Annotated in this window: 23 protein-coding genes, 1 tRNA gene and 1 pseudogene; 14 read left to right on the plus strand and 11 right to left on the minus strand. The window is 47.3% G+C overall.

What is annotated here, in order from left to right; translation table 11 throughout:
* Positions 1 to 4 precede the first annotated feature (4 nt).
* The 6 genes from F0L74_RS12855 to F0L74_RS12880 form a co-directional block, all read right to left on the minus strand.
* On the minus strand, positions 5 to 445 hold the full coding sequence (locus tag F0L74_RS12855; protein ID WP_149838260.1) for a hypothetical protein: 441 nt from the start codon (positions 443 to 445) through the stop codon (positions 5 to 7).
* 80 nt (positions 446 to 525) lie between these two features.
* Complete coding sequence (locus F0L74_RS12860; protein ID WP_149838261.1) at positions 526 to 1125, minus strand: hypothetical protein; 600 nt, start codon at positions 1123 to 1125, stop codon at positions 526 to 528.
* 2 nt (positions 1126 to 1127) lie between these two features.
* Positions 1128 to 4424, minus strand: coding sequence for an RHS repeat domain-containing protein (locus F0L74_RS12865; RefSeq protein ID WP_188315984.1), 3297 nt, complete (start codon positions 4422 to 4424; stop codon positions 1128 to 1130).
* Positions 4425 to 4478: 54 nt separating this feature from the next.
* Positions 4479 to 5729, minus strand: a complete 1251-nt coding sequence (locus tag F0L74_RS12870) for a hypothetical protein (protein WP_149838263.1) — start codon at positions 5727 to 5729, stop codon at positions 4479 to 4481.
* Positions 5730 to 6121: 392 nt separating this feature from the next.
* Positions 6122 to 6886 carry an oxidoreductase gene (locus F0L74_RS12875; RefSeq protein WP_149838264.1) on the minus strand — a complete coding sequence of 255 codons (765 nt, stop codon included), beginning with the start codon at positions 6884 to 6886 and terminating at the stop codon, positions 6122 to 6124.
* Positions 6887 to 6967: 81 nt separating this feature from the next.
* Entirely contained in the window at positions 6968 to 7588 is a 621-nt protein-coding gene (locus F0L74_RS12880; protein WP_149838265.1) for a Crp/Fnr family transcriptional regulator, read from the minus strand.
* Between the two features lie 101 nt (positions 7589 to 7689).
* Between F0L74_RS12880 and F0L74_RS12885 the strand changes: the two genes are divergently transcribed.
* The 3 genes and pseudogenes from F0L74_RS12885 to F0L74_RS12890 all read left to right on the plus strand — a co-directional run bounded on the left by F0L74_RS12885 (position 7690) and on the right by F0L74_RS12890 (position 11188).
* Positions 7690 to 8334, plus strand: a complete 645-nt coding sequence (locus F0L74_RS12885) for a hypothetical protein (protein ID WP_149838266.1) — start codon at positions 7690 to 7692, stop codon at positions 8332 to 8334.
* Positions 8335 to 8358: 24 nt separating this feature from the next.
* Positions 8359 to 8454 (plus strand): annotated as a pseudogene (locus tag F0L74_RS34460) (hypothetical protein); the annotation flags it as partial.
* A 292-nt stretch (positions 8455 to 8746) separates the two neighbouring features.
* Complete coding sequence (locus F0L74_RS12890) at positions 8747 to 11188, plus strand: DUF1963 domain-containing protein (protein ID WP_149838267.1); 2442 nt, start codon at positions 8747 to 8749, stop codon at positions 11186 to 11188.
* 28 nt (positions 11189 to 11216) lie between these two features.
* On the opposite strand, the gene F0L74_RS12895 is transcribed toward F0L74_RS12890, so the two are convergent.
* Together F0L74_RS12895 and F0L74_RS12900 are read right to left on the minus strand one after the other, a co-directional pair.
* Entirely contained in the window at positions 11217 to 11465 is a 249-nt protein-coding gene (locus F0L74_RS12895; RefSeq protein ID WP_149838268.1) for a hypothetical protein, read from the minus strand.
* A 169-nt stretch (positions 11466 to 11634) separates the two neighbouring features.
* Positions 11635 to 13104: a hypothetical protein gene (locus tag F0L74_RS12900; protein WP_149838269.1), complete on the minus strand. Its 1470-nt coding sequence runs from the start codon at positions 13102 to 13104 to the stop codon at positions 11635 to 11637.
* Positions 13105 to 13289: 185 nt separating this feature from the next.
* Here F0L74_RS12900 and F0L74_RS12905 point away from each other — a divergent pair, with 185 nt between their 5' ends.
* From F0L74_RS12905 to F0L74_RS12925, 5 genes are all read left to right on the plus strand, one after another.
* Positions 13290 to 13820 (plus strand): carboxymuconolactone decarboxylase family protein, encoded by a 531-nt coding sequence (locus tag F0L74_RS12905; protein ID WP_149838270.1) that lies wholly within the window; start codon positions 13290 to 13292, stop codon positions 13818 to 13820.
* Between the two features lie 143 nt (positions 13821 to 13963).
* On the plus strand, positions 13964 to 14815 hold the full coding sequence (locus F0L74_RS12910; RefSeq protein WP_149838271.1) for a helix-turn-helix domain-containing protein: 852 nt from the start codon (positions 13964 to 13966) through the stop codon (positions 14813 to 14815).
* A gap of 179 nt (positions 14816 to 14994) precedes the next feature.
* Positions 14995 to 15531 (plus strand): DUF417 family protein, encoded by a 537-nt coding sequence (locus F0L74_RS12915; protein WP_149838272.1) that lies wholly within the window; start codon positions 14995 to 14997, stop codon positions 15529 to 15531.
* Positions 15532 to 15580: 49 nt separating this feature from the next.
* Positions 15581 to 16114, plus strand: a complete 534-nt coding sequence (locus tag F0L74_RS12920; protein WP_149838273.1) for a carboxymuconolactone decarboxylase family protein — start codon at positions 15581 to 15583, stop codon at positions 16112 to 16114.
* Positions 16115 to 16149: 35 nt separating this feature from the next.
* Entirely contained in the window at positions 16150 to 16935 is a 786-nt protein-coding gene (locus F0L74_RS12925) for an enoyl-CoA hydratase/isomerase family protein (RefSeq protein ID WP_149838274.1), read from the plus strand.
* Positions 16936 to 17108: 173 nt separating this feature from the next.
* Here F0L74_RS12925 and F0L74_RS12930 read toward each other — a convergent pair whose 3' ends face one another.
* Positions 17109 to 17867: an SDR family NAD(P)-dependent oxidoreductase gene (locus F0L74_RS12930; RefSeq protein ID WP_149838275.1), complete on the minus strand. Its 759-nt coding sequence runs from the start codon at positions 17865 to 17867 to the stop codon at positions 17109 to 17111.
* 58 nt (positions 17868 to 17925) lie between these two features.
* Positions 17926 to 18678 carry an SDR family NAD(P)-dependent oxidoreductase gene (locus F0L74_RS12935; RefSeq protein WP_149838276.1) on the minus strand — a complete coding sequence of 251 codons (753 nt, stop codon included), beginning with the start codon at positions 18676 to 18678 and terminating at the stop codon, positions 17926 to 17928.
* Between the two features lie 100 nt (positions 18679 to 18778).
* Between F0L74_RS12935 and F0L74_RS12940 the strand changes: the two genes are divergently transcribed.
* The gene (locus tag F0L74_RS12940; RefSeq protein WP_149838277.1) at positions 18779 to 19180 is read left to right on the plus strand and encodes a winged helix-turn-helix transcriptional regulator; all 402 of its coding nucleotides are present in this window, start codon (positions 18779 to 18781) and stop codon (positions 19178 to 19180) included.
* 183 nt (positions 19181 to 19363) lie between these two features.
* On the opposite strand, the gene F0L74_RS12945 is transcribed toward F0L74_RS12940, so the two are convergent.
* A tRNA-Pro gene (locus F0L74_RS12945) sits at positions 19364 to 19437 on the minus strand.
* 320 nt (positions 19438 to 19757) lie between these two features.
* Between F0L74_RS12945 and F0L74_RS12950 the strand changes: the two genes are divergently transcribed.
* The 5 genes from F0L74_RS12950 to F0L74_RS12970 all read left to right on the plus strand — a co-directional run bounded on the left by F0L74_RS12950 (position 19758) and on the right by F0L74_RS12970 (position 26566).
* Positions 19758 to 20558, plus strand: a complete 801-nt coding sequence (locus F0L74_RS12950) for a hypothetical protein (protein ID WP_149838278.1) — start codon at positions 19758 to 19760, stop codon at positions 20556 to 20558.
* Between the two features lie 106 nt (positions 20559 to 20664).
* The gene (locus tag F0L74_RS12955) at positions 20665 to 21342 is read left to right on the plus strand and encodes a response regulator transcription factor (protein ID WP_149838279.1); all 678 of its coding nucleotides are present in this window, start codon (positions 20665 to 20667) and stop codon (positions 21340 to 21342) included.
* 14 nt (positions 21343 to 21356) lie between these two features.
* Positions 21357 to 22652 carry a sensor histidine kinase gene (locus F0L74_RS12960; RefSeq protein ID WP_149838280.1) on the plus strand — a complete coding sequence of 432 codons (1296 nt, stop codon included), beginning with the start codon at positions 21357 to 21359 and terminating at the stop codon, positions 22650 to 22652.
* Positions 22653 to 22681: 29 nt separating this feature from the next.
* A complete protein-coding gene (locus tag F0L74_RS12965; protein WP_149838281.1) occupies positions 22682 to 24844 on the plus strand; it encodes a TonB-dependent receptor in 2163 nt (720 codons plus the stop codon).
* A 156-nt stretch (positions 24845 to 25000) separates the two neighbouring features.
* Positions 25001 to 26566 (plus strand): ATP-binding protein, encoded by a 1566-nt coding sequence (locus F0L74_RS12970; protein WP_149838282.1) that lies wholly within the window; start codon positions 25001 to 25003, stop codon positions 26564 to 26566.
* The last annotated feature ends 5 nt before the right edge of the window (positions 26567 to 26571 follow it).

The raw sequence follows: 26571 nt of genomic DNA on the forward strand, positions 1-26571 counted from the left end.
GGTGTTAACGATTGCTGTCTTCCGTTTGTTTATTCCAGATCCTTGCTACTTTTTCGATTTGTGCGCTTGTCATCTGTTGCGTCCGGATCACTGTCCGTACGCCGTGTATCATTATCATTGAAGCTTTTCCTGTTTCTATGAAGTATCTGAAGTCCGATCCGTTGCTCAGTTTAATACGGCCGAATGTAAATATGCCGCACCTATGCCCTTTAAACTCACCGTAAGACGAATCTGCAGCATCCAACAGGTTGCCCGTTATTTCAATTCCGTGTTCCCTCGTAATTAATTTTTGCGTTGTCAAAATACTAAAATTGTCATGGTCCAGAATAGTAGAGCAGATTATTAGCTCATTTTCCAGGTATTCCATTTTAAAACCAGGGTAGCTAGCTTCGAACTCCGCATTGGATGGATAAAATTTAGTCCATTTATAGTCGTAAGGCTTCATTGTGCTCCTTTTGATCGCAGCAATGCAGATGTTGTGTATCGATTTGTCTGATTTTGTCATATAATCTAATACTATTAGATTCAACGATCAATAATGCTGGAAATAATGCTGCCCTTTTTTAGCGTAGTTTCAACAAAGTACATTGAACGCAACGGTGATGATGATTTAAAATCGGTTACGGCAATATCGCTAAAATTTCCTCCTTTATTAATAGGCGCCTTAGGGCTGGGATGGATCAGATCACCCATTTTCAGGTGATCCGATCCGTCTTTAAGCTTTATCCATTTCCCATTATTATAATCATAAACTATAATGCGGGCGTTTTCTCCCTCGTAACAGATCAGATAATTTATGAGACGTATCCTTTCTCCGTTCTTTCTTACTTCAATAACTGACCAATCCTTATTTCGCCAGTCAAAATCCGTACTGATCTGCTCCAGGAAGAGCCATCTCAAAGTTTTATCATTAAGGCTGCCAGGTTTGATCACCCAGATATCTGACATTGCGGTTAATGTGCTTTCATATAATTTCCTTTCATCCTCGCTGTCTGCCTGTTTTACAGCAGCATTCAGGGCGGCCAGGCTAATCTTATTCCAGTGATAGAATAAGTTGTAAATACCTGGATCCGACGAATAAAACACCCCTAATATACAGCAATAGCAACTGAATAGTATGTTCATTGTTATTGGGTAACAGGCTTCTGATATTGATAATCATACTGCTTCAGTATCTTACCATCCTGATCCCGGACCAGTTTTAACCTGCCGAAACCATCATACTCATAGGTATTTGTTCTGCCAGCCGGATCTGTAATGGTATTCACGCCATATAACGGGGAATACGCGTAAGTGGTAATAAGGGCATTTTTTAACCTTGCATCCGTACGAAGCGGAGCAAGAAAATTCTTTACTGCCACATCTGTAGGGCTTACCTGGTTACCGAAGCTGGAAACGGCGGCTGCGCCTCCAAGCACACTCTCAACAGTGGCGTAATCAGCATTTTTGATCTCAGCTATAGGAAACTGACGGTTATAAGCCCATACAAAACATGTTGCCATCCCATTTTCCTGACCAACCGATTGAGGGTTTTCTTTGTTGTCATATGCATAGTATCTTAACCGTACATCCACAGGATTAGCCTGGACTTGTGTCTGAACCGTTTGCGGCAAAATAGAAACGGCGTTATTAGGCCAGTTTTTCTTGTAGTTGGTCGATAGCTTTTGTTGCATCACCTGGTTCACCTGTTGTTCTGTTTCTACAACAGGATTGATCATATTGCGGTTAAGCATATCCTGGTAAGGATCTGTTTGTCCGGCCGCCACCTTATCTGCCGGATAGGTATAGATTTCGACCACCGGCTGGTTCTTGCTATTTGTGAAATTCTTTTTCTTCACATAATAGTAATTGGGATCATATTCATTGCCGGTCGTAGTAGTGATAGTTTGCCCGGTTGCAGGATCCCGCTCTGTCACAACGGTGCTTTCAATATCCGTTCTGCCTGCCATGGGCAGATAGTCATTATATAAAAAAGCGATGGCAGGGTAATTCGCCACTTTAACGGAAGTATACCCTGCGTCAAAACCATCTGGCACATTATATAACACCGGCGCGATGGAATAGGAAGTAAAATTATGCAGCACTGCCTCGTCTGAATAATTGGGCATCAATTTATCCGTATAGTTATAGGTGGTGGTTTTAACTATATTATCATTTGCATCATAAACTACCTCCTGTTTTAGAGATCCAAAAAGCCATGTGGCATTTGTTGCCGGCACAAATGGGAAATTACCGTTTGAACCGGTGCTGGCAGAAGAGAAAAAGCGCTCGATCTTACCATTGCTCTTACCATTATTTTTCAAATATTCAATGGTACGCCTGTAGGCGACAGGGCTTCCTGCAGTATACATAATATCGTAAGCAGAGGTACTTTGACGAAGACGGATCAACGGCGGCCCTCCCATATAAGTCTGGCCAGCCGACACTGACACATTCAGCAATCCTTCATAACGTGTCGTGTTGGTATAGGTGGGATAGGTTAAAAGGGCGCCTGAAGAAAGCCCATCCAGCCCTTTATATTCATATTCCCTTACTGAAACCGGGGTTGCAGAAATGCCGTCATAGTCAGAGATTTTCTTTGCCCGCAGCCCTCCAACATATGGCTGTAAGTGGCTATATTCTATGGTGTGCGATGTTGCTGGCTGCTTTTCTTTCCATTTTAAGTAAACTGTTGCACTATAATTGGGAACAGTAAGCATGGTGTAGTAGAAGCGTATAGTGTATTGTGTACCCTTTACAAGGGTGGGAAGGTTGAAGGTAATAGAGGACGATTGACCAAAAATAGTGGTAAAGTCCCTTGAAACCAGAGGAATCCCGTTAGGCTGCAATATTTCAAATCTTAATGCGCAGCTGCCATTACAGCTCCCTGAGCTGTTGGGTTGCAGTGTCATAGTAAACTCATTGGCATCCGGTTGCTCTCCATTGAATGTAAAATAGACATCCTGGTAGGAAGGCGTAGTATTTTGGGTGAACAAGGGATAGGATTGCACCTGGTCAATGTATGGCGGGCCTTCCACCACTACAGAAACATACTGGGTTAACCAGCCATCATAAGCCTCATTGGGCTCCATTTCAAATTCAGTCCAGCCTCCGGTGGGATACACCATCCTGGTTAGAGAGCCAGCCCGGCAAGCACTCGAGTCTGTATCCCGGTTAACGCCCGGCAGTTCGAATAATCCACCAACACCCGCGGGAATAATTTCATGCGGGATCCTCCGTTCATGTTCCGAAAATATCCAGCCGGTGGGATAGCCCCAATGATCCTGATGATTATCCAGCCGTGGAGGTAAATAAGGTTTATAAAAAAACTGGTAGGGGGCGTCTTGCACTTCCGCATTTAACCCGGCAAAGGGAATAACTTTTGTTAGCGTGGCCCTGCTGTTACTCAAGGAGTAATCCTGCTGGAGTATATATCCCCTCCCCAGCTGTTTATTAGGGTCCTGTATTAAGATCCTCGAAAGCAGATAATCCCCCGGCAAGTCAGTTCTTTGCGTAGTATTGTAAATGAATTGAATATTGAGCCCCTGCGGCAGGGAAATCTTTTTTAGCCTTTTTCCATAAACTTCCTGGTCATGGGCAGAATATGACCATAATACCCCAGGCGAGAGGGTTGGGACAAGATCAGTTGCCTCTGTTTCTGTTATAGATGTAGTATAACTGTTAATATGTGTATCGTCGTATTCCAGGGTAATATTATCCTGTCCGGATGGCGACTGAATAGCTGTCAGATACCAGGATGAAATAAACTGGCCATGCAGCGGCGCGCCGCCAAGCCATGTAACTTCATAAGCGCTGAAAGTATATTTAACGCCATTTTCGTCGGTGATCGTAAACTTTGTGATCCCCGCATCTCCACCAGGCACTGAGTTGGGGGTTATCTCTTTTTCTATCTTCAGCTTCTGCGCATCTATCATTAAAACATCGCCGTTCCTTCCAATAACAAACCTTCCGGACCGGCCGTTAAAATTAAAGTTGAAAAGGTCCTCTTCAATATCAAGTACCCTATTATAGGCCCTTACAAAAGGAGAGAACGAGGGGGAATTGTGAGGGTCGTTACCCGTTGCGCCATCAAAATATGGCGTATTCAAAAAGCCAGCGAAAGATTCGTCGGGAAGGCCCCTCATTACCCTGGATATCACACCACCGGCATTCAGCGCCCAGCCCAGGCCAATATTGGAGGCAACTTCATCTACTCTTACTCCTCCCTCATGATAGTCAAGTGATACCGCCAGCGATAGTCCGTTGTTTTTTCCGGCATATTGGTATATGGGAACGTTTATCTGCGGAATACCTGTTGCAGGCCCTACCGGTATATTACCAAATTTGGCAAAGGCGGCGGCGTTGGGAGCTGGCGGCGCCGGGTTGTCAAATGTTGGGTTAAGGTTATTAGGTGTTGTCTGGCTAAAAGCGGTTGTATAAAGCACAACCAGCAAACATGATATAAGGAACTTTCTCATCTTCTTATGTGTCGTAAGGATTCATTTTTTATTCTCTTCCTGTAACTGCCGGATCATTTCCAGCTGTGCGTCACTATTTTTCTGGAGCTGGATGATGTACAGGGTTAACTCCTCCACCTTCTGCAGCAGTTTCTTATTTATCTCGCCCAGGTCCAGGCCGTTTTCCAGCACTTCCTTTGCAGAAGGGATATCCGGCAGATGTTTATTTTGCTTTACAAATTGCTCAACTTCGGCCAGTGGCATAGGCGTATAATTATTTTCAAATACAAAATCTGACCAACCTGTTTGTGTCACCTTCACTTTTGTGGAAAAAATATCTCCATTTACGGCCAATTTAGCCTGTGGATTGGCGGTCCCTATTCCTACATTACCATTCGAGGCTATCCGCATACGCTCTTTACCAGCTGTGCCCATTGTTAAACTCATATACCGTTCGCCTCCAACAGACATATAGCCGGAGAGGTCGATAAAGGTCTTGGTAGCCGGGTTGCTGCCCCCGCCTGCACTCAGCCTTAAAAAGCCATCATCGCCCAAATGAAATCCTGTACCGCTGATCCCCCTTATTTCCCCTGTTATTGTTCCACTACTAACAGCCGGCCGGGGCATTGTATTATCCAGGCCGGACGCTATGTTTATCCCTCCATTAACTGAGAGTTTACTGGTTCCGGTAGCAGACATGCCTATGCCTACGGTACTGGCAAAATAATTGAGGCCTGATCCATTGAAATAACCTGAATTTGTGTAGGATACCCCTCTTCTGTTAACGTACGGGTCTATAACTGTTTTATAGCTATTATCGATATAGGTAACCGGGTCCTTGCCTGCTGGCTCTTTATAAGGCAACGGCTGCTGTACGCCATCATATACTGTTGGGTTTACGTTATTATCAGACTTGCAGATATAGCTGGTACCTCCGCCCCTTAACCAGATAATTATAACCCCGGCATTATTTGCCGCAGTGGCATCCTTCCAACCTGCAATAAACGTACTATGGGCGGTATCAACACTATTGTCCTGGTGAATATCCGCATCAATGAAATTTGACTTGCTGCCCCAGTTCGTGGTATGGAACCTGAACCTGGCAATAACGGATCCCCGCCAGTCTGCATCGATGTGCACATTGGAACGGCCTAACTCTACTTCCGTGGCTACGTTCGCGTTCCAACTCTCATCAAAAAAAGTAACGGGATAAAATTTATCCAGATCTCCATTTACGGTAATGGTTTGTGCTGTCTGCGCAAGGATGATCTGAGCGAAAAAACAGCAAGGCAAACAAACGGTTAAGTATTTAAGAAACTGCATCATAGGTATAATATGTATAGGGTGTAAAATTGAAGCATGGGTACGCATACAATCTGCATTGGTTGCAATTATATCCCGCCTCAATTTAATGGTGCTTGTCCTTGGTACGTGCTCGTCATACGGTCCGCGTTAACAACTGAAAAAAGTATAGGTACAGTGGGTAACAACATCACCCTCCCGGGACACTAACACAAAGGAATATATTTTTTCTTAAGGTTGCAATAACCCTTTTGATATAATATTCGTTCATATATGTTCATGGAATAATATATCCATTTCCCCGGATGGTATTTAATATAAAAACACCTTTGAAGTAGTAAAAGGCCGCCCCAAAATCAGTTTTGAAGCGGCCCGTTATCAGCCTACTTCCCTAGTGCAACGGCGCCGCCGTCCACGAAATAATTATGGCCTGTCATCCACTCGCCGCGGGGAGATACCAGCAATGCCACCATTTCCGCTATTTCATCCGGCCGGCCTATTCTACCTAACGGCACTGTCTTAAACAACGCCTCCGGAGGAATGCCCATGGCGTCCGTGATGGTTTTACGTACATCGTTACCACCTGGCGTATCCACCATACCAGGCGTTACCACATTCACCCGGATCTTGGCCGGCGCCAGCTCTGCCGCCAGGCCAAGCGACCAGGCATTCAATGCAGCTTTTGCTGCGCCGTAATGCAATAAAGGAGCGGGAAAAGGCCCAGCCCCTCCGGCGGAGATATTTACAATAGCCGCTGCCGCCGACTGTTGAAGGAAGGGCATTAAGGCCGCCGTCATCCTTACGGCGGACAAATAATTAATGCTAATGGCATCCTGCCACTCTTCATCTGGAATGGCAGCCGTGCCTGGCAGCAATGTTCTGGCAGCGCCAGCATTATTGATGAGGATATCAAGACCGCCCAACCGGCCGACCGTTTCCCGGGCCAGCGCTCTTGCGCCTTCATTGGTGCTGATATCCCCTTTGATAAAGATCGCGTTCACCGGCGTATCTGACGTTTTGCTGCGTGCGGATACTACCACTGTTGCACCGGCGTCTAAAAGCCGTTGTGCAATAGCGGCGCCTATGCCGCGGGAGCCTCCCGTTACCAAAGCTTTCTTTCCCTGTAATTCTTTTGTTAAGTCCTGCATTGTATTTGATTTTAATTTCAATGCAAAACTGAGGAGATATGAGGCCTTAAAAAATGAACTAATTCACTTAATTCGTGTGAATTAGTTCACATTGTTTGATGAATCTGTAGTTTGCTGAGCTGGCGGCAGGTTACGGTTACGTATTTTAGACAGGAATTCCCTGGTCATGCCCAGATAAGAGGCGATAATATATAAAGGGAAACGTTGGAGTAACTGAGAATATCGCCCGGCAAATGTTTCATACCTTTCTTCGGCTGTCTGGCTGATATTGGAGAGTAATCTTTTCTGTGCGTGGATGGCGGTAAGCTGGGAAGTAACCCTGTAAAAACGTTCAAATTTCGGATACTGCTGCATCAGCTGCTGTTCCGCCTCATAGCTGATCTGCACAATCGTGCTGTCTTCTACAGCTTCAACGAAAAAAGTACCCGGCTCCCGTAAGATAAAGCTGGCCGGATCGGCAATCCACCAGTCCTCTATCGCCAGGGAGATAGTATGCTCCTGCCCGTTATTGTCAGAAATGAAGGCCCTTAATGCGCCTTTTAATACATAGTTACGATATTGACAGATATAACCTGGCTGGTGTATGTATTGCCTCTTTTTTACTTTGGTAACCTGCAGCAGGGAGATGAAAAAAGACTCTTCCCCTTCCGTTAACGGGATGTATTTCTTTACGTAATTCACCAGCGGCGTTAAATCTTCCATAGACAAGTTAAATTAACACAAAGATCGTATTTATGGTATCAATAATTACCCGGCATTATGGATTTTACCAGGTAAATGCATCTAATTTTAAATCTAAATGGATGAAAGAACTATCCCTAAAGTACCTGGCCATTGCCGCCATTAACATGGTAATATTAACCCTATTGCAAGCATTATGGACGGACAAACTTGAATTGATATTAAATAATTGGTTCCGGCCAATAGAGTTTTTAAAAATCTGGGGCGCGACGGTAATATCAGTGTCCGGAATATGGTTATTCTTGTTATATACGAAAAGGAGAAGTATAAATTCCGTCAAATTTAAACTAACGGGCGCCATCATGGTCACATTAATAGCGTCATCGTATCTATATACAACTTATATACAAAAAGCCGTCCGCAATATTCTTGTAAATGAAACACACCCAAAAAGCACCATTAGCAAAATAAGGTCCGGAAATCTCCTTGCAAATGGCACAATGGCGGATGGCTTATCGCTATATGAATACCGGGAATTAGCGGAGATGAATCGATTCCCACCGGTTCCTGACCAGGCCCAAAACATTGAATACAGTTATCAATATGACGGGTTTCTTCCCGATTATAGTTTTACCTTACTGTATGAACTGCCCAAAGGGGTTAAGGTTGATTCATTTAATTACACAGAAAAAGGAATTTCGAGAAATCAGTCGGTTGATACTTTAGAAAATACGATACGTGTAATATATACTGAAGTGGTGTATTGAAGTTCACATCCTTATTCGTCAGATAGCGAAGCCTTGAAAGCATTTGCGCTTGCATTTAAATCAGCTTGTGAAGATAAGACATTGATAATGGACCTGTTTTCAAAGGCGGAGTTAGATTAACACCAATAAACCGGATGAAATCTGTTTCAGACGAGGAATATGCCAGCCTGCAAACAGCTTAATTCCGCCCCTGGATCTGTACCTGGCTTACGTATTGACCGCACGCCCGCGCAGAATGTCGGTAAAAAAAACATAAGCAGCCCCGCAGGGCAACTCACTGTCTAGCAAATAAAAAGCACCTATTGAATAAAGTTCAATGTGTGCTAAAAATTAATAATAAGTTTATAGGTCACTACCGGTTTATGGCGCTATATTTGCAAAGCCATCGTTAACTCATCTATTTGAATTGTTTATGCAGGAAAGCTCTACCAAAACCTTCAGCGTTCGTTTCCCCGACATATATCAGCGTATACAGGCCATGTGGGAAACCATCAGGGGTGAACATACGCAGGAAGACGGATCCTCCTCTTTGGCCGCCATTGGCCTCAATGAAGTCAGTTTTTACGACAAATTCCCCGGAGCAGACCTCCCCTCCCGTTTCCGGCAAGGCTGTATGGAACAGCGTGGCGATGTGGAACTGATCGCAGACAAGACCTTGCCCCTGGCCGGCCTGGCTTCGTATATCCGCACCGTGAAGTCAGACGAGTTTTACTTTTATTTCGGCCTGGTACAGATTAACAATGAATACTGCTATACAATTACCGGCGATTGCGGGGTGAAAGACCAGGCCTTCTACGAACCGCTGTTCGACGAGATCTGGCAAAGCCTCCAATACTTTGGAGATCCCGGAGAAGAGTTTGCCAAACAGCAAGCCGCTATCGATGCGATGTTTGCAAAGTATGCGCCAGCTACAAAAGAAGCAGAAGAAAAGAAAACAGCGTCTCCCTTCCACATTCCGGCGGATGGGCAGGATTCCTGGGAGCTGGGCGGTCATCAGTTCCGCCTCCTGCCAGACAGCAAAGTACATATCTCTGAAACAGATGGGGCCCTGTATGTAAGACTGGATGGTGAAATGCCAGGTTATAGCGATGACGCGCACGGACATCTGCTGAATGATTATGAAGACGGCAAAGTGTATCTCCAGTTCTATTTCAAAGGGATCTACAATAACGGCACCCCTACCGGTACATTCATTTTTGAGCAGGAAAGAGATGAAACATACCGCTCTTATTTATGGAAAGGCGGCTTCCCGTTCTCCTTCAATTTTAATGGTACTGCTACACTGCAGGATGGCTGGCTGGGCATCAGCGGGCATTTTGACAATTACCTGCTGCAGGTCGCCAAACGCCTGCCCGTAGAAGAGCTGGAATGGACGAAGTACCGCTTTCTGAGCGCCGAAGAGCTGGAAACCGCTACGCCGGACATTGTGCATCATATTCAGCTAACCAATCCAGACCCGGCCCTGCTGAACGATACGCTGCATCCATTTACCGAAATGGAAACATTGACTGTTTTCTATTCGTCAGACAATGAAGCCGCCACCAGTCTGCTGGAGGTACCCACAGCGATCAAGGGATTTATGTCCCTCCGCGAGCTGAACCTGACAGGCATCCGCGGCATAGACAGCCTGCCACAATGGATCGGTGACCTCAAAGAACTGGAGCGCCTGGACATCGCAGGCAGTCAGATAGCGGACATCCATCCTTCCATTTTTCAGCTGCCGAAGCTGCAATACTGCTATCTGTCCAATAACCGACTACAATCTATTCCACCAGTGCTGCCGGATACGCTGAAAACACTGGTACTGGAGAATAATCAGCTCACTTCATTACCTGCGTCTTTGTCAGCGCTGCCACAGCTAAGGCACCTGAATATTTCCAGGAACCCGCTGCAGGAGCTGCCACCAGGATTGGAAAAGATAGCAGATCTCAACCTGGAGCTGGAAAAGAAAATGTCCCTGCTGGACTATACCTATCACGGAGCCAATGGCAAAGGCGTCATTCCTTATGACGGTACGATGTTCCAGGCCATTAATGATACCGGTCTGCGTCAGACGCTGGAGAATGCGGTCAAAGCCCTTCAACTGGGCGACTATCAACAGGGGCTGCTGCAACTTGCCCGTCAGTCTGTTGCCCTTGCCACTACAGCGCCAGATGATTATGCCAACACAGGCAATCACCGCTTTGGCGGGCTGCCTGATCTGCCGCCGGATATCGCCTATCCTTCCTTTACTGATCAGAATGGCCATGAGAAAGGCCTGCAATTCATCGCACAGCTGAATTGCGCGGATATCAGCCATTTGCAGGATTATTTACCGCGAACAGGCATGCTGTACTTCTTCATCCAGGATCAGGAAGAGATGGGCCCCAAGGTCATCTATTTTGATGGGGATCTGACCACCCTGCAATCCGCAGCCGGTCTGGATATTGAAGAAGATTACATTTTCGATCAGAACGGCATTTACACACCGTTCCAGGCAGCGGCAGACAAATACCCCGGCATACCGTTCTTCTATAATGCACGGGATTATTTCCAGGATAAAGCCCCTGAGCTGGAGGCTTTGGAGGAGATGTACGATGAAACGAAAGCATTGAAAGAAGCGCTATATCCTTCCGTTAACCCGGTACACAGTGTTAACAGTTATGTATTCAAACAGCACGATACGCCGGAAGCAGAGGCCGTGAATGCGCTGAAAGGCAAACCGGAAGATTGGATGGTGTTGCTGCGCGTAAGTAGTGATGACAATACGGGGTTTAATTTCTGGGACGCGGGGGATATTTATTTTATGATACATAAGAGTGATCTGGTGCAGGGGGATTTTTCGAATGTTTATTGCGGGTTGGAGAGTAGTTGATAGCTATACGTTAATACCCATTTGTTTATTAGCTGATTGCCTGGTCCAATTCGTTCCGGATAAAATTTACAGGGCGGAAGCTCAGTTTAGCCACCACTATTATAATATCCTCCTCCAGCACGCTGCGGCCACAGCGCTCCTTCGTCAGCGTCAGCAAGTGCCGCCAGGTTACAAAAGGCGCCGGAAAATCGTCATCCGTAAATTCAATTCCCAATTCAGCTTCTAGCCCCATGATCAATTCCAGGAAGCGGGCATACCAGTTCTGCTCGTCTATCATGGCACGCGTTTGTGCTATTGTTTCCTGAGAATTGATTGCTATATGGCCACAGTGCTCACAAGCGATCTGCGATAGCAACATATCTGATACCTGGAAACAAGATCTGCCGGCGCACTGTTTACATGTGAGTAGAAACGGCCCCATATATTATTTTGTTTCTTCGTTATCCTTACACATTTGGAAAAGTAGAAGGCCACGCTGTAGCCGGAATTCTCTTAACCATGCATCTGCTCTTTCCCCTGACCATATCTCTATCTACAATACTAACTACAATTCCCTTATCCCCATTGGGAAAGTTTACCCTATCTCCCTGGTGCCGGTAACCGTCAAGAATAACCTGTTCGGGAACAGAAGACAGCGTTTCCTCTGCAAGGAATGGTGACGGTGGAGGGCTTGCATAACCTGGGTAGCTATGCCGTTGAGGATCTGTAAAATCCTGCCCCATATGATGAACAGGGGGAGCCTGGTATGGATGAGTTAAGGCAGACTGACGGCCCATTTCTGTCTGGTAGGCCTGTTGCCCCATACGTTTAGGACGCGCGCCGCCCGTGTTCCGGTAATCTGTGGTCGCTGTATTATCCAAATGAAGGTCCTTATTTGATCCGCCTCCCTGATCTAACCTGAAGTGAAGGGAGTCTGGTCTCACAATTCCCATAGGCCCCATCGCCGGGTTGCTATTGATCTGCGTAAAAGGCATTCCGCTTTGGACAGCTTTTTTTTCAACTTCATTATAACGCCAGCTTGATATACCTCCTTTTGTTTTTGTTGAATCGCTTTCGTCTGTATAAGTCCTTGCATCATTGTCAAAGTTTCTACCGGGATCGTCTGTACTTTTTTGGTTTTGGTCCAGCTCAAAAGGATGGCCTCTAACCCTATTTGTCACAGACGGTATACCCGCATATCTGGTTTGACTTCTTTTCACATCATGAATATAAGCGCCATTGTTCGTAGGCTGAATATGCATGCCAAGATTTAATCCGTTCTGGTGCATCACCAGAGATGGCGCCCCAGGATCACCAAAGGTAAGTGGTGAAGTAGGCTGCGGCGGCTGCAGCTGATTCTGGTAAAGCACATATTCTGAGCCATGGGCAGAAGGATCCTGCCTGTGTCCCCAATAGTGGCCCTGTCCTGGAGGAGGCATCATTTTTTCAGGGATCGCATGGGCGCCTGATGCGTTTGTTGAGATCTGGGAAGGGCCTGGTTTATAAATTGTTAAAAACCGCATATCCTGGGCCATTTCATGCCCCTGCTGTAGTTGTTCAGGAGAAAGTTTGTGTATGAAGGGTGTAAACACCGTTCCGGCAGGCACTTTTCCCGCCAGTTCCTTCAGATAATTGATCAAATGTGCTTTGTCAGAGAAAACATAGATCTTGGTCCTGTCGTCGTTAAGTGTTACAAATTTTTCATAGAGCCCGTCTTTCTTCAAATCGTCCACAATATCTGAAGGAGTTGCATTTGTTCGTGGCAAAGGATTGTTACCAACGGTGATCGCCCTTTGTATTATGCCCTCATCATTCTTAGTATCCATTTTTTGAAGTGGCTGAACCGCAGGTTGAGATACCCCTGAAGCATTATTATGATATGCCGCTGCCCGGGAAGAAGCGGATGAGGCGTCGTTACTTTGGCTTTTATTGGACATGGTATGGAGGACCGGGCTATTTATTGTAATATACGCTAATTTCTATAAAATAGTTTTGCCGTAGGCGATTACATGCCTCCAATTGCTATTGGCCTTCGGGCATTTTGGACCCATCTCCGGGAAATGTATGCATTGTTCAGGCGCCGTAAGTGCTCCATCTTTGCAGGTGCATAAGATAAGATAAAATGAAACATTTTCAGATTCCCGGATATGCAGACGTATCATTACAGAACCGTCAATATTTTGACTTTTACAAAAAGCAATTGGGCAGCCTGCCCAACCTGTATGCGATGCTGGCGCATTCTGATACGGGGCTGGACGCCTATCTCCGCTTTCATGATCATAAGCAAAGCCTTACCATTCCGGAAAAAGAGATCATCGGCCTTATCGTTGGAACGGTCAATCAATCGGTCTATTGCCTGGAAACCCATGTTATGATCGCCCGGTTGAACGGTTTTACCGATGAGGAGATCAGGGAGGTCAAGGGAGGATCGGCACGGTTTAACGAACGTTACCATGCCCTGGCACAGCTGGTCTTTAATATTATGAGCACTAAAGGCCATCCGGCAAGCACACAGCTGGAGGTATTTTTTGAAGCCGGTTATACCAATGAAAGCCTGGTTGATGTGATGCTGTGCATCGGCGATAACATGATCACCAACCTGCTTAGCTGTACCATGCAGGTCCCATCCGACTTTTCTCCCGGCCAGGTTTAAAGTAAACGGCATTATGCGCTCTGGCCGCGATCAAAACGCTGAATGGGCACATTGCCAGGTAGTTACAGTCTCTTTTATTCAAATTTATAAATTAGCTTTGATGCGCCAGGAGCCAACCTGGTTCCGGTCACCAACTTAATTGAATGACACAGATTTTTCTCCATAGTCCGACCAATGCCCAGTTCAGGCTGGTTTATGATGAAGCTCATTTCGACCGCGTTTTTTATGGAAAAGACAGGAAGGATAAGCTGCTTACTATTGCCTGGAACAAGGGAAAGGACCAGCAGGTCAATATCGACAACGTGGTTTATTTGTTTCCCGCCAACACGATCCTTTGCCTCATGGTCAACGAAACCTTTCATTTTGAAGATCCGTCAACGATCGTAGCCTGGCAGTTCAACAAGGAGTTTTACTGTATCGTCAATCATGACAAGGAAGTAAGCTGTGTGGGTTTTCTATTTTATGGCTCGTCTCAAAAGATGTTTGTCAGCCTCAATGAACATCATCAGGAAAAGATAGAAGCCCTGCAACATGTCTTCCTGGACGAGTTTTCCACCTCGGATCATATCCAGGGCGAAATGATGCAGGTGCTGCTCAAACGTTTGATCATTATTGTTACGCGGCTGGCCAAAGAACAATATATTACCGAAAAAGAGCTGACCGGCGACAAGCTGGACCTGGTCAGGAAATTCAACCTGCTGGTCGAGAACCATTACCGCAAAGAACACCAGGTCAAATTCTACGCGGAGCAGCTTTTCAAATCTCCCAAGACACTGTCGAATATGTTTGCGCTATATAATCATAAAAGCCCGCTGTTGGTGATACAGGAAAGGGTATTGCTGGAAGCCAAAAGGCTGCTTTTTTATACGGAAAAAACGTCCAAAGAAATTGCAAATGACCTGGGCTTTGAAAACGCCAATCACTTCAGCAAATTCTTCAAAAAACACACCGGCAAGGTGCCGACCGAATTTAAGAAGGTCAGCCCGGTTGCCTAATTCTATGCTCCGCCTTTATCGCTAACCGCCGGTTCTGGCCTGGCATCTTACCCATTCCCCCCTTCCCATGCCTATTTCGGGAAATTGGGACCATTCTTCGGGCAATCCGGGTATTGCCCACCCTTCGTTTTCATCTGACCTTTGGAGTATCAAAAAAACAGCAAAAAACACTTCAAACAATGGAAACGCTCACCACTTCTACTTTGTCTCAGGACGCTCCACAAACCGCACAAAGCAACTTAACCAAACTGGCCGCCTGGATAAGCGAAAAAAATCTGCCCTTCCTTATTACCAGTATTACTATGATCGTGATGCTACTTTGGGCAGGTTCCTTTAAAATGACCAGCCCGGGCGCCGAAGGCATTATACCACTGGTGTCAAACAGTCCCTTCATCAGCTGGCATTTCAAATTATTCGGGCCTTATATCGGCTCAGACATCATTGGCCTTACCGAAATTATTGCCGCCCTCCTTTTCATCACGGGCTATTTCAAACCCAAAGCCGGCATCCTTGGCGGCCTGATAACAATAGTCATGTTTTTCATTACCAGCACCATGCTTATCACCACACCTGACACGATAGTAAAAGTCAATGGCATGGGGTATATGAACAACCTGGGCCTGTTCCTGTTCAAAGACACCATCTCACTGGGGGTATCTTTTTACCTCATCAGCTATTTTGGTAAAAAGGCTATCCTTTCCGAAAATAAAAAATAACAACCCATCGCCGCAATTTGAATCAACAAAAACAAGCAAAAATAACGATATGAAAGCTTTCCCAATTCCAACCAAAGATCAGGTGTCTCCCGCTAACCAGGCTATTTTCGATAACCTGACTAAAGTGGTTGGCCGCGTGCCCAACTTATACGCCACCCTGGCTCATTCAGAAAACGCACTGGGCAACTACCTCGCCCTGCAGAACGGCAAATCATCCCTGCGGGCTAAAGAACGCGAGGTAATAAATCTCGTAGTCAGCGAGGTGAATGGATGTTTATACTGCTTAAGCGCCCACACCGCTTTGGCCAAAATGCAGGGTTTTACTGATGAACAAATATTAGAGATCCGCCGTGCCGCGATAACATTCGACTCCAAACTGGATACGCTGGCTAAACTGGTTAAAAGCATCACCGAAAACAGGGGACATGCGGACGGGGTATTGCTTGACAACTTTTACGCCGCCGGTTATAATGAGGGCAGCCTGGCCGATGTGGTGATGGCAATCGGCGATAAGATCATTACCAACTATATGTTTGCCTTAACTGCCGTCCCCATCGACTTCCCGGTAGCACCTGCGATCTAATCATAAAGATTCATTCACGCTCTATTCATTTCGATATGGAAACTTCAATGATACCTGCATACTTTGAACGGTTTGGCCATCTGAATATGAGCCGGACTGCAAATGGCATATTAACCGTACGTTTTACCACCGATAATGGTCCGATCGTATTTACCGGAACTGACCACCGTGATTTTGTCGAAGCCTTTAGCCAGATAGCCCAGGACCGGGATAATAAAGTAGTTATCCTGACCGGGACCGGTGATGAGTTCTTTGCGCAGATTGACGGCCCGAGTTTAGGTGATATTACGAACCCGAGAGACTGGGATAAGACCTGGTGGGAAGGTCAGCAATCATTACAAAACCTGACCAGTATTGGCGTACCTGTAATTTCAGCCATTAATGGACCAGCTACCGTCCATTCGGAATTTGCTTTAACGGCTGATATCATCATTGCAAGCGAACAGGCGTATTTCCAGGATTATCCCCATTTAACCTTCGGCATCGTGCCCGGCGATGGTATGCAAACCGTCTGGGCCAGGGCGCTGGGCGAGTACCGCAACAAATACTTCCATTATACACAACAAAAGATCACTGCCCGTGAAGCGAAAGTCCTGGGCGTAGTTGCCGAGGTATTACCCGATAACGCATCGCTGATGGACCGCGCAAATGCACTCGCAGCGCAACTGCTCTCTATACCGGAACTTACGCGCCGGCACATGCGGGCTATGTTTGTTGCACCGCTCAGGAAAGCTTTGCTGGAACAAGTAGGTTATGGTCTGGCTGTCGAAGGCATTACGGCTACAGATCTGAGGATCGCGGCGGAGGAAAAGAACAGGTAGATACGTTAGGGGATATAGTTTCAATTCTTTTCGCATTTAAATCAACGCGTGAATGGCATAGAAAGAGGGTGTCTCAAAACTAAAGAGACACCCTCTTTCTCATCGTATCCTTATACATTTGGAAAATTAGAAGGCCTGACCATATCTCTCTGGTACTTGATTGTTGATTGCATTTAGAAACCATACATACCACCGGAAACGGAGATGAGTTCACCGGTGATCCAGGCTGCGTCATCAGAGGCGATAAATACAGCTGCTTTGGCGATATCCTCCGGCTGCCCCCTGCGGCCAAGCGGTGTATTGGTAATAAACATCTTCTCGTAGTCACTACCAGGAGTAACACCAGCACTACGTGCACCTTCAGTATCCGTCGCCCCCGGGAGGATAGAGTTGATCCGAACGTTTCTTCCGCCGAGCTCTTTTGACAAAGCTATGGTGAAGGCATCTAATGCCGCCTTGGTGGAAGAGTATAAAGAGGCTGCCGGAAGCGGGTACTTGCTTGCTCCCGAACTGATATTGATAATATTCCCCCCTTTATCGCCAAACAGTTTCAATGCTGCCTGAGTGGTGAGTACCGGCCCTAATACATTGACATTATAACTCTGGTGAAAAGCTTCTACTGATATTTGTTCAATAGGCGCGTAACCTTGTGCAACAGCGTTATTCACCAGGATATCCAATGTACCGAAGGCCTTTTCCGTTTCAGCAAACAGCCTGCTTACATCTGCTTCGTTTGAAACATCGGCCTGTACAGCAATGGCGGTACCGCCATTATCGGTGATGGCTTTCACCACCTTGTCAGCGCTTTCTTTGCTGGAGGCGTAATTCACAACAACTTTTGCGCCTGCTGCGGCAAAGTATCTGGCGATGGCTGCACCAATCCCTTTGGACGAGCCTGTTACTATTGCTACTTTATTTTCTAATTTGCTCATTTTCCGAAAGTTTAAAAGATTTAAAGGCACGGCTTCTAATTCGTGCCAGTGAGGATAATTATTTGGCGAGATAGGTCATACCGCCATCAACAAGGAGTTCGGCGCCAAGCAAAAACGAAGAATCATCAGAAGCCAGGAAAACCGCCGTTTTACCGATGTCAGCGGGTTGCCCGATCCTGCCTATCGGCATTACGCCTGCGAAGTGTTTTTTTACCGCTTCAACTTGTTCTGCCGGAACAAACTTGTCAAATGCCGGTGTATCTGTCGTACCGGGTGTGATGACATTTGCCCTGATCTTTCTATCTAACAAATCATTTGAAAAGGATTTCGCAAAAAAGATCACCGCTGCTTTTGCAGCGCCATAAAGCCCGAATGAAGGATACGCCCGATGTGCTGCGTTTGACCCGATCAGGATGATAGAACCACCATCATTCATATAAGGGAGCGCTTTATTGACAGTGAAGAAAACACTTTTCAGGTTCAGATCTAACAGCTTGTCATAGTCGGCTTCGCTGGTATCTGCGACAGTTCCTGTAGTTCCAGCACCTGCATTAGCAACAATCACATCTATCTTGCCCAACTTTTCAGCAGTATCTTTAAAAACGCTCTCTAACTCAGAAAGATTGGTGACATCGGCATTAAGGCCTATGAAATTGTCCCCCAGCTGCGCCACCGAACTTGCTAAAGTTTCCTGGTTTCTGCCAATGATCGCACCTTTGGCGCCTTCATTTTTAAATGCTTCAGCGATGCCAAAACCAATACCGCTATTACCGCCTGTAATCACGGTTACTTTGTTTTTTAACTTATTCATTGTTTCTTTTTAAATGTTGCGACAAAGGTAGAGGGTCCAAGTTATTTTAAGTAACTTTGTACTGAAAAGTAATGGTAACACCGGTGTAACTAAGTAACATATGAAGTGTGCAATAACAGCGTTTCAACAGGAACAAAAAAAGAGAACCAGATCAGTTCAGGATGCCATGTACGCGCTAAATGGCAAATGGAAGATCTCAATTATTTCATCGATCTGCTGCTTTGGGAAAAGACGATTTTCCGATATTTTAAATGACGTGGAAGGTATTTCCAATAGGATGTTGAGTAAGGAGTTAAAGGAACTGGAAATAAACCAGCTCGTGAAACGGACGATTTTAGATACGCAGCCTATAACAGTTCAATATGAATTGACGGAGCACGGCAATACACTGCAAACCATTATCAGCAACCTGGCAGAATGGGGTGTTGTACACCGTAATAAAATCACCGGTAAAAAGGTAGAATCGATTGAAACTTCTTGTAATGAAAAAATAGATGTATGATGGGAATTGGCTGTTCAATTGCTATCAGCAACCTTATATGTAGGTGATCTCTACATCTGGAGTTAAACGGCATACGAACCACTGGACTCCATGAAACAATCCGGTTAATTTATGCGTTGGATAAGGCTTCCAGTGGCCCAAAAAACAAACAAAGTGGGCAAAAGCCCACTTTGTCAAGTGATGTCGGGATGACAGGATTCGAACCTGCGACCTCGTCGTCCCGAACGACGCACGCTACCGGACTGCGCTACATCCCGAAATGGGTTGCAAATTTACTCTTTGATTCCAAATATCAAAAAAATATTTCCTCCAGGCGCCTCCATTCCCTTCAAAAACACCCCGTTTTAACCCAGTTACCTAATCCGGCACCCAAGGACTTGTAAACCTATTTCAGGACTAGACCACTTATAGATAACCGGTATATAACCCGTATCTGACCCGTATGTAACCCGTATATAACCCGTCCCTTTATAGATACGGCTTATCTACCGCTTATATTCCTTTTTGCTACGAATTAAAAACCCCTTATATTGCTATATATCAACCATTTATTAACCGTATACACCCCAGTAATTACATGGCTATTCTTAAAGAAGGTATAGACTTCACCGGCAGCATCGGTAACATGACTGCCTACAAAATGAAAGGATCAGACAAGATCATCCTGCGTAAAAAAGGCGGGGCATCAAAAGAAAAGATCCATAACCACCCCAGGTTTGAGCTTACCCGCCTGAACATGAGCGAGTTTGGCGGCTGCGCTAAAGCCGTTAAAAGCATCCGGAAAACACTGTGGTATGTGAAATCCCTGGCGGATCACAACTTTACGCCCTCGCTTACGGAGTTATGCCTGTACATCCAAAAACAGGACACACAGAGTAAACGGGGTAAGCGCAACGTATACGTATCCCGCCACCGCCCGCTGCTGGAAGGTTTCCGGCTCAATGAGCAAACAAAGTTCGGGGATGTGGTAGCCGGTACGCTCGCCTGTACCATAGACCGGGAAAAGGCATCAGCCACTATACAACTGCCTGCCCTCCTGCCCGGCCTTAACCTGCAGCTGCCCTGGAAGCAGCCGCTTTTCCGCTTTATTTTTACCCTGTGCGTCGCAGAGGACGCCATTTTTGACGCCAGACCCGGATGGGAAAATTATCCGGAACCGGAGCAACCTGCTATTGCCCATCTGTATACAGACTGGCATATGAAGGAGGAGCCCTTTGACGCACGTAAGCTGGCACTGGAATTAAACCTGCCCACGCCATTGGAAGACCGGCATACGCTTATTGTAGCCGCAGGCATTGAAATGGGCCTCCCTGTCTCCCATAATTTCGTCAAAACAGTAAAGTATGCCGGTTGTGCGGAAATACTGGCAGCGGGTTAACAGCTCGGGCCTTAGAACCACCATCTAGTGGCCCAACAATACTGCCGGCAAATTAATGCATAATCTCCAGGGCGCCCATCCCGGCGATAATTATTACTTTTAGTTCATGAAAGTACTAGTCATCGAAGACGAACCCGCCCTCCAGACTGCCATCCGGGAGTACCTGGAGCAGCAGGGCTATGTTTGCGAGACAGCGCCGGACTTTCCGCAGGCGCTCACCAAAGTAAATGACTATGATTATGACTGCATCGTAGCGGATATAGGCCTGCCCAAAGGCAATGGGCTGGATATTGTACGGGAGCTCAAAGTACTGGAGTCCAGGGCCGGTATAATAATCATTTCCGCCAAAGACTCCCTGGAGGATAAGCTGAACGGCCTGGACCTGGGCGCAGACGATTATCTCACCAAACCATTCCACCTGTCAGAGCTGAATGCCCGTATTAACGCCATCCTGCGGCGCAAACACTTTGATGGCAATACCACCATCCAGTTCCAGGAGATCCGGATCCTGCCGGCCTCCAAAACGGTGCTGGTGCATGATACGCCGGTGCTGCTTACCGGAAAGGAGTACCAGCTGCTGCTGTATTTTATAGCCAACCAGCGCCGCGTAGTAACAAAGACCGCCCTTGCGGGGCACCTGTGGGGGGATGTATACGACCAGGCAGGCTCTTACGATTTTATCTACACGCATATCAAAAACCTGCGTAAGAAGCTGCTGGAAGCCGGCTGCGAGGATTATATCAAAACGGTGTACGGCACCGGCTACCGCTGGTCTGATCAGTAAACCGATCGTTATTTATGAAACTGCTTACCAAAACCACCATCTACTTTCTGCTGATCATGCTGCCGCTGCTGACCGTCAGCGCCTTTTACCTGTTTTCGCAGTTTAATAAGCAGATCCGGCATGAAATAGATGAAGAGCTGCTAAACGACCAGATCCAGTGGATACGTTACCTGGATACGGTGAACCTGCGTAGCATGGTGTTTCACTTCTCTACGCCGGAGTTCAGCCTGCAGCCGGCGGATGGGGCCACGCAGCAAAAGCCCGTAGTACAAAGCGTAATGCTGTACCAGGAAGTAGAAGGGGAAAAAGTGCCTTACCGCCAGCTTACACAGCTTATTCCCATACAGGGTAAAACCTACCTGCTCACCCTCCGTAAATCGCTGATAGAGCGGCGTGATCTTATCAAGAATATCTTTTTTGTGATGATGATCGTGTTTGGCGGGCTGCTGGGTTTTATTCTGCTATTGAACTGGTTATTGAGCAAGCGCCTCTGGCGGCCTTTCTATCAATCCCTGGAAAAAGTACAGGGCGTACAGCTGATGCAGCTGGGAAACCTGCGCTTCTCCCCCACTTCCACGCATGAGTTCAGCCGCCTGAATGCGGCCTTGAATACGATGGCGACCCGCATCCACCGGGATTACATCAGCATAAAAGAACTAACGGAAGATGCCGCCCATGAAATGCAAACGCCCCTGGCCATTGCAGAAAGTAAGCTGGAGGTGCTGCTGCAGGATGAATCCCTAAGCGAGGCCCAGCTGCATGCTATTGGGCAAAGCACGGAGGCCCTGGAAAGGCTAAGCCGCCTTAACCATTCCCTGCTGCAACTAGCCAAGATAGAGAATCATCAGTATGATAAAACGCAGTCCCGCAGCCTGCAACAGGTTACCAACCAGTACCTGGGCCTGCTGGATGAGCTGATAAAGGATAAACAGCTTACGCTGGATACCAGGCTGAGTGGCCCTGCAGCCTGGCAGATGCCGGATGCGCTGGCGGATATGCTCGTGAGCAACCTGCTGGGTAACGCCATCCGTTATAACTATACGGGCGGCCAGATCAGGGTACAGCTGGATGATCAGCAGCTTGCTATCAGCAATACCAGCGATGCGCCGGCCATACCGGAAAACCAGCTGTTCCAGCGCTTTAAAAAGGGTACGCCGGTAAGCGATCATTCCAACGGGCTGGGCCTGGCCATTGTGAAAAAGATCTGTGATACTTATAACCTGCCCATCCGTTACCAGTTTGAGAATGGCGTGCATACGTTCACGGTCTTCAGATTCTCTCCAGATTCAACCGCTTCTTTTGCAGCGTAGGGTTCATGATCCTACGCAAAAAGTAAAGCATGAAACAACTGTTCATAACCCTAACAATATTCATCTGCTGCTTTGCCGCACAGGCCCAGCAACTGACCCTTATTGTAAGGGATAGCGCCAGCCGGCAACCCCTGCCCGGCGTTTCCGTGCTGAATACCGGTACCCAAAAAGGCGGCGCCACCAGTAACACTGGCATTTTTTTACTGAACCGGCAAACCAGCGGCAGCGCACACATGCGTTTTTCCTTTATAGGATATGAGCCGGCCAGCCTGGAAATCTCTTTTCCCTGGACGGGGGCAGACACCATTCCCGTACTGCTGAAAGCACAGGGGGAAAACATCAATGAAGTGGTGATCAGCTCTACCCGCACCAACAGCCGCATAGAAGACCTGCCCATGAAAGTGGAAGTGCTGGGCCAGGATGATATGGAGGAAGAAAGCGGCATTAAACCTGGCAATGTAGCCAGCATATTGGGCGATCTGTCTGTGATACATATCCAGAACACCTCTGCCGTTAATGGCAACAATGCCATCCGTATGCAGGGACTGGATGGTAAGTATACCCAGCTGCTGCGCGATGGTATGCCGGTGTACGAAGGTATCAGCGGTAATTTTGGCGTACTGGCCATTCCGCCGCTGGACCTGAAGCAGATAGAGATCATCAAAGGCTCCGTATCCACGCTGTATGGCGGCGGCGCTATTGCGGGCATGATCAACTTTATTGCCAAAACGCCCGGCCCGGAGCCGGAGCTGACGGTATTACTGAACCGCAGCACATTAAAGGAGAACAATGCGAATGTATATTATGCAGAGCGTTATAAAAATACCGGTCTTACCCTGTTTGCAGGGGCTACCGTGCAGGATGAAAGCGATGTGAATAAAGATGGTTTCAGCGATGTGCCGCGCCTGCGGCAGTATACCCTGCACCCGCGTTTCTTCTGGTATGTAAACCCAAATAGTACGCTGGTAGCCGGTTACACAGGTACTATTGAAAGACGTGCCGGCGGTGATATGCAGGTATTATCTCATGAAGCAGATAACATCCATCAATATACGGAAGTGAATAACAGCCAGCGCCATAGTGTGGACATACAGTTCACCCGCCGGCAGCTCTATGGCGGCACACTGACCATCAAAGGCGTGGCCAGCCTGTTTCACCTGGATAATACCGAAGGCGGCTTTGGCCTGCGCGCCAACCAGGGCAACCTATATGCAGAAGCAGCCTATAACAAAAAAAGCGGGCGGCATAATTTTGTACTGGGGCTGAATGAAACCGGCGAAAAATACAGGCGGGCCAAAGGCGACAGCACCCTGCTGAATAATTATACCTATAGCACTACCGGCTTTTTTGCGCAGGATGGTATTGATATTACGGACAAACTGCTGGCAGAAGCAGGTATCCGCCTGGACTATCACAATGTATACGGCTGGTACCTGCTACCCCGCCTGGCCCTCGTGTATAAGCCTGTAGAAGGCCTCTCCCTGCGCCTGAGCGCCGGTACCGGCTATAAAACGCCGGCCATCTTTACCATGCAAACACAGAATATCGCCTATCGCGATCTGCTGCCGCTGGCAGGTGGCATGGAAGCAGAAACCAGCCAGGGGCTGAACTTTGACGCAGGTTACCACACTTCCATAGGCCCGGTGGATGTAACGCTGAACCAGGCCCTGTACCTGACCCGTATCTTCCACACCATATTGCCGGTATTACAGGCGGATGGAAAATATCTGCTGGCCAATCAGCCTTACCATGCCAACAGCGCCGGTACGGATACGTATCTACGTCTGGAATACGAGCACCTGGAGCTCTACCTGGGTTATAATCATACTACCTCCAAGTATCGTGATCCCGCCCATACTTTTGTACCCTTTGCACCGCGGGATAAATTTGCCAGCACCCTGGCCTATGAAATACCGGAAAAATGGCGCTTTGGTATAGAGAACAGCTGGGTAGGCCATCAATACCTGTACAATAACCAACTGGCGCCTGATTACTGGTTTTGGGCCGCGATGGTCTCCCGCCAATTTGGAGAACATTTTACAGTGGTGCTGAATTGCGAAAATGTATTTGATGCGCGTCAGGGTAAACATGAGGCCTTATATACAGGCAGCGTTAGCAACCCGGTGTTTCAACCTTTATGGGGGCCGATAGATGGCCGTATCACCAATCTTTCTGTGAAGTATACGTTATAACATACAGAACAAGTTATGCACATGCTGCGGGTTTTGTTGTTTATTTTAGTAAATTTATTTCTCCTCGTTTGATCAGTACCAGTAAGGACACAATTACACACGAACGGATGCTCGCATAACACAATTTATTGGTTTACCCCTAAATGTAATTAGTACATGATGTCTGACCATTTACACACGGCGGAGCGTATTGCCGCTCCCCTGGCGGAGCATTGGTTAAGCAGCGACCTGGAAGCATTGCTTACCACCCTGGACGATATCGTATTTGAATTAAATGAGCAAAAGATCTTTACGCGCGTATGGTGTAATAATGACGCGTTGTTGTTCTGTCCGCGGGAAGAGATCACCGGCCGCAGCGTACATGCCGTATTAGGCCCGCAGAGCGCTGTATTTTCCTCCCTGATAGATGAATTATTGAGCACCGGCGAGCCCCAGGAACTGGAGTACCAGGATTACCGTCCCGGTATGGATAAATGGTTCCGGCTGCGTATCACGCTTATCAAACGCGGGCTGCAATACAGCGGTAAACATGTGATGGCTGTCATCAAAGACATTACCCCTTACAAAAGGGCCCAGCTGGAACTGATCCATGCCAAGGAAACGGCAGAAAAAGCCGCCAGCGCCAGAAGCGAGTTCCTTTCCGTGATGAGCCACGAGATCCGTACGCCCCTGAACGGTATTATTGGTATTGCCAACCTGCTCGAAGAGACCACGCAACACGGTTCCCTGGTACATAGCCTTAAATACTCCGCCCATCACCTGCTGGCCCTTATTAATGATATACTGGATTTTAGCAAGATAGACGCCGGCAAAGTAGAGCTGGAACAGATACCGCTGGACCTCAAAAGCCTGATCAAGGATATTGAAAGCAACTATCAGCCCCTGGCAAAATCAAAACATATACGGCTTTATACTTCTATTGATCCCGACCTGCCGGATAGGCTCACGGGCGATCCGGTAAGGCTGGGACAGATCCTCAATAACCTCATCAATAACGCTATTAAATTCACCCATCGCGGCGGCGTTTTTATAGAAGCACAGCTGCTGAGCGAGGACGCCGGTACGGCCACCATCAGCTTCTGTGTGCGGGATACCGGCATTGGTATTGCACCGGAGATGCAGGGCCGCATCTTTGAAAGCTTTGTACAGGCGCAGTGCGCTACTACCCGGCAACATGGCGGCACAGGCCTGGGACTGGCCATTACCAAAAGCCTGGTAGAATTGCATAACAGCAGCATTGCTGTAGAAAGCGAGCCGGGGCAAGGCACGGCTTTCCGGTTTAATATCAGCTTTCAGCTGCCACCCGTTGTACCGCAAGACTGTCCACCGGATAATCAACTGCAGCTGCAGGCCTGGCTAAAAGATAAACAGCTGCTGGTAGTGGAAGATAATTCCATCAATGCCATGGTGCTGGTATACCAGCTGCAACGCACGGGCGCATCCACCGTTACGGCCACCAATGGCAGGGAAGCGGTGGAAAAGATGCGCCAGCAGCATTTTGACGGTATTATCCTGGACCTGCATATGCCGGAAATGGACGGTTATGATACCATCCCCTTCATCAAACAGCTGCAACCCCAGGCTTTTATTATTGCGCTAACGGCGGATGTGATACCGGAGGTAAAAGAAAAGCTGCAACGCCTGCAGGTGAATGCCATCCTCCATAAACCCTATGATGCGCCCGCCCTGTACCGTACCCTATGCCGGCTGGCGGATGTATGAAGCCT

This window comes from Chitinophaga agrisoli, assembly GCF_008386695.1.
Taxonomy (GTDB): domain Bacteria; phylum Bacteroidota; class Bacteroidia; order Chitinophagales; family Chitinophagaceae; genus Chitinophaga; species Chitinophaga agrisoli.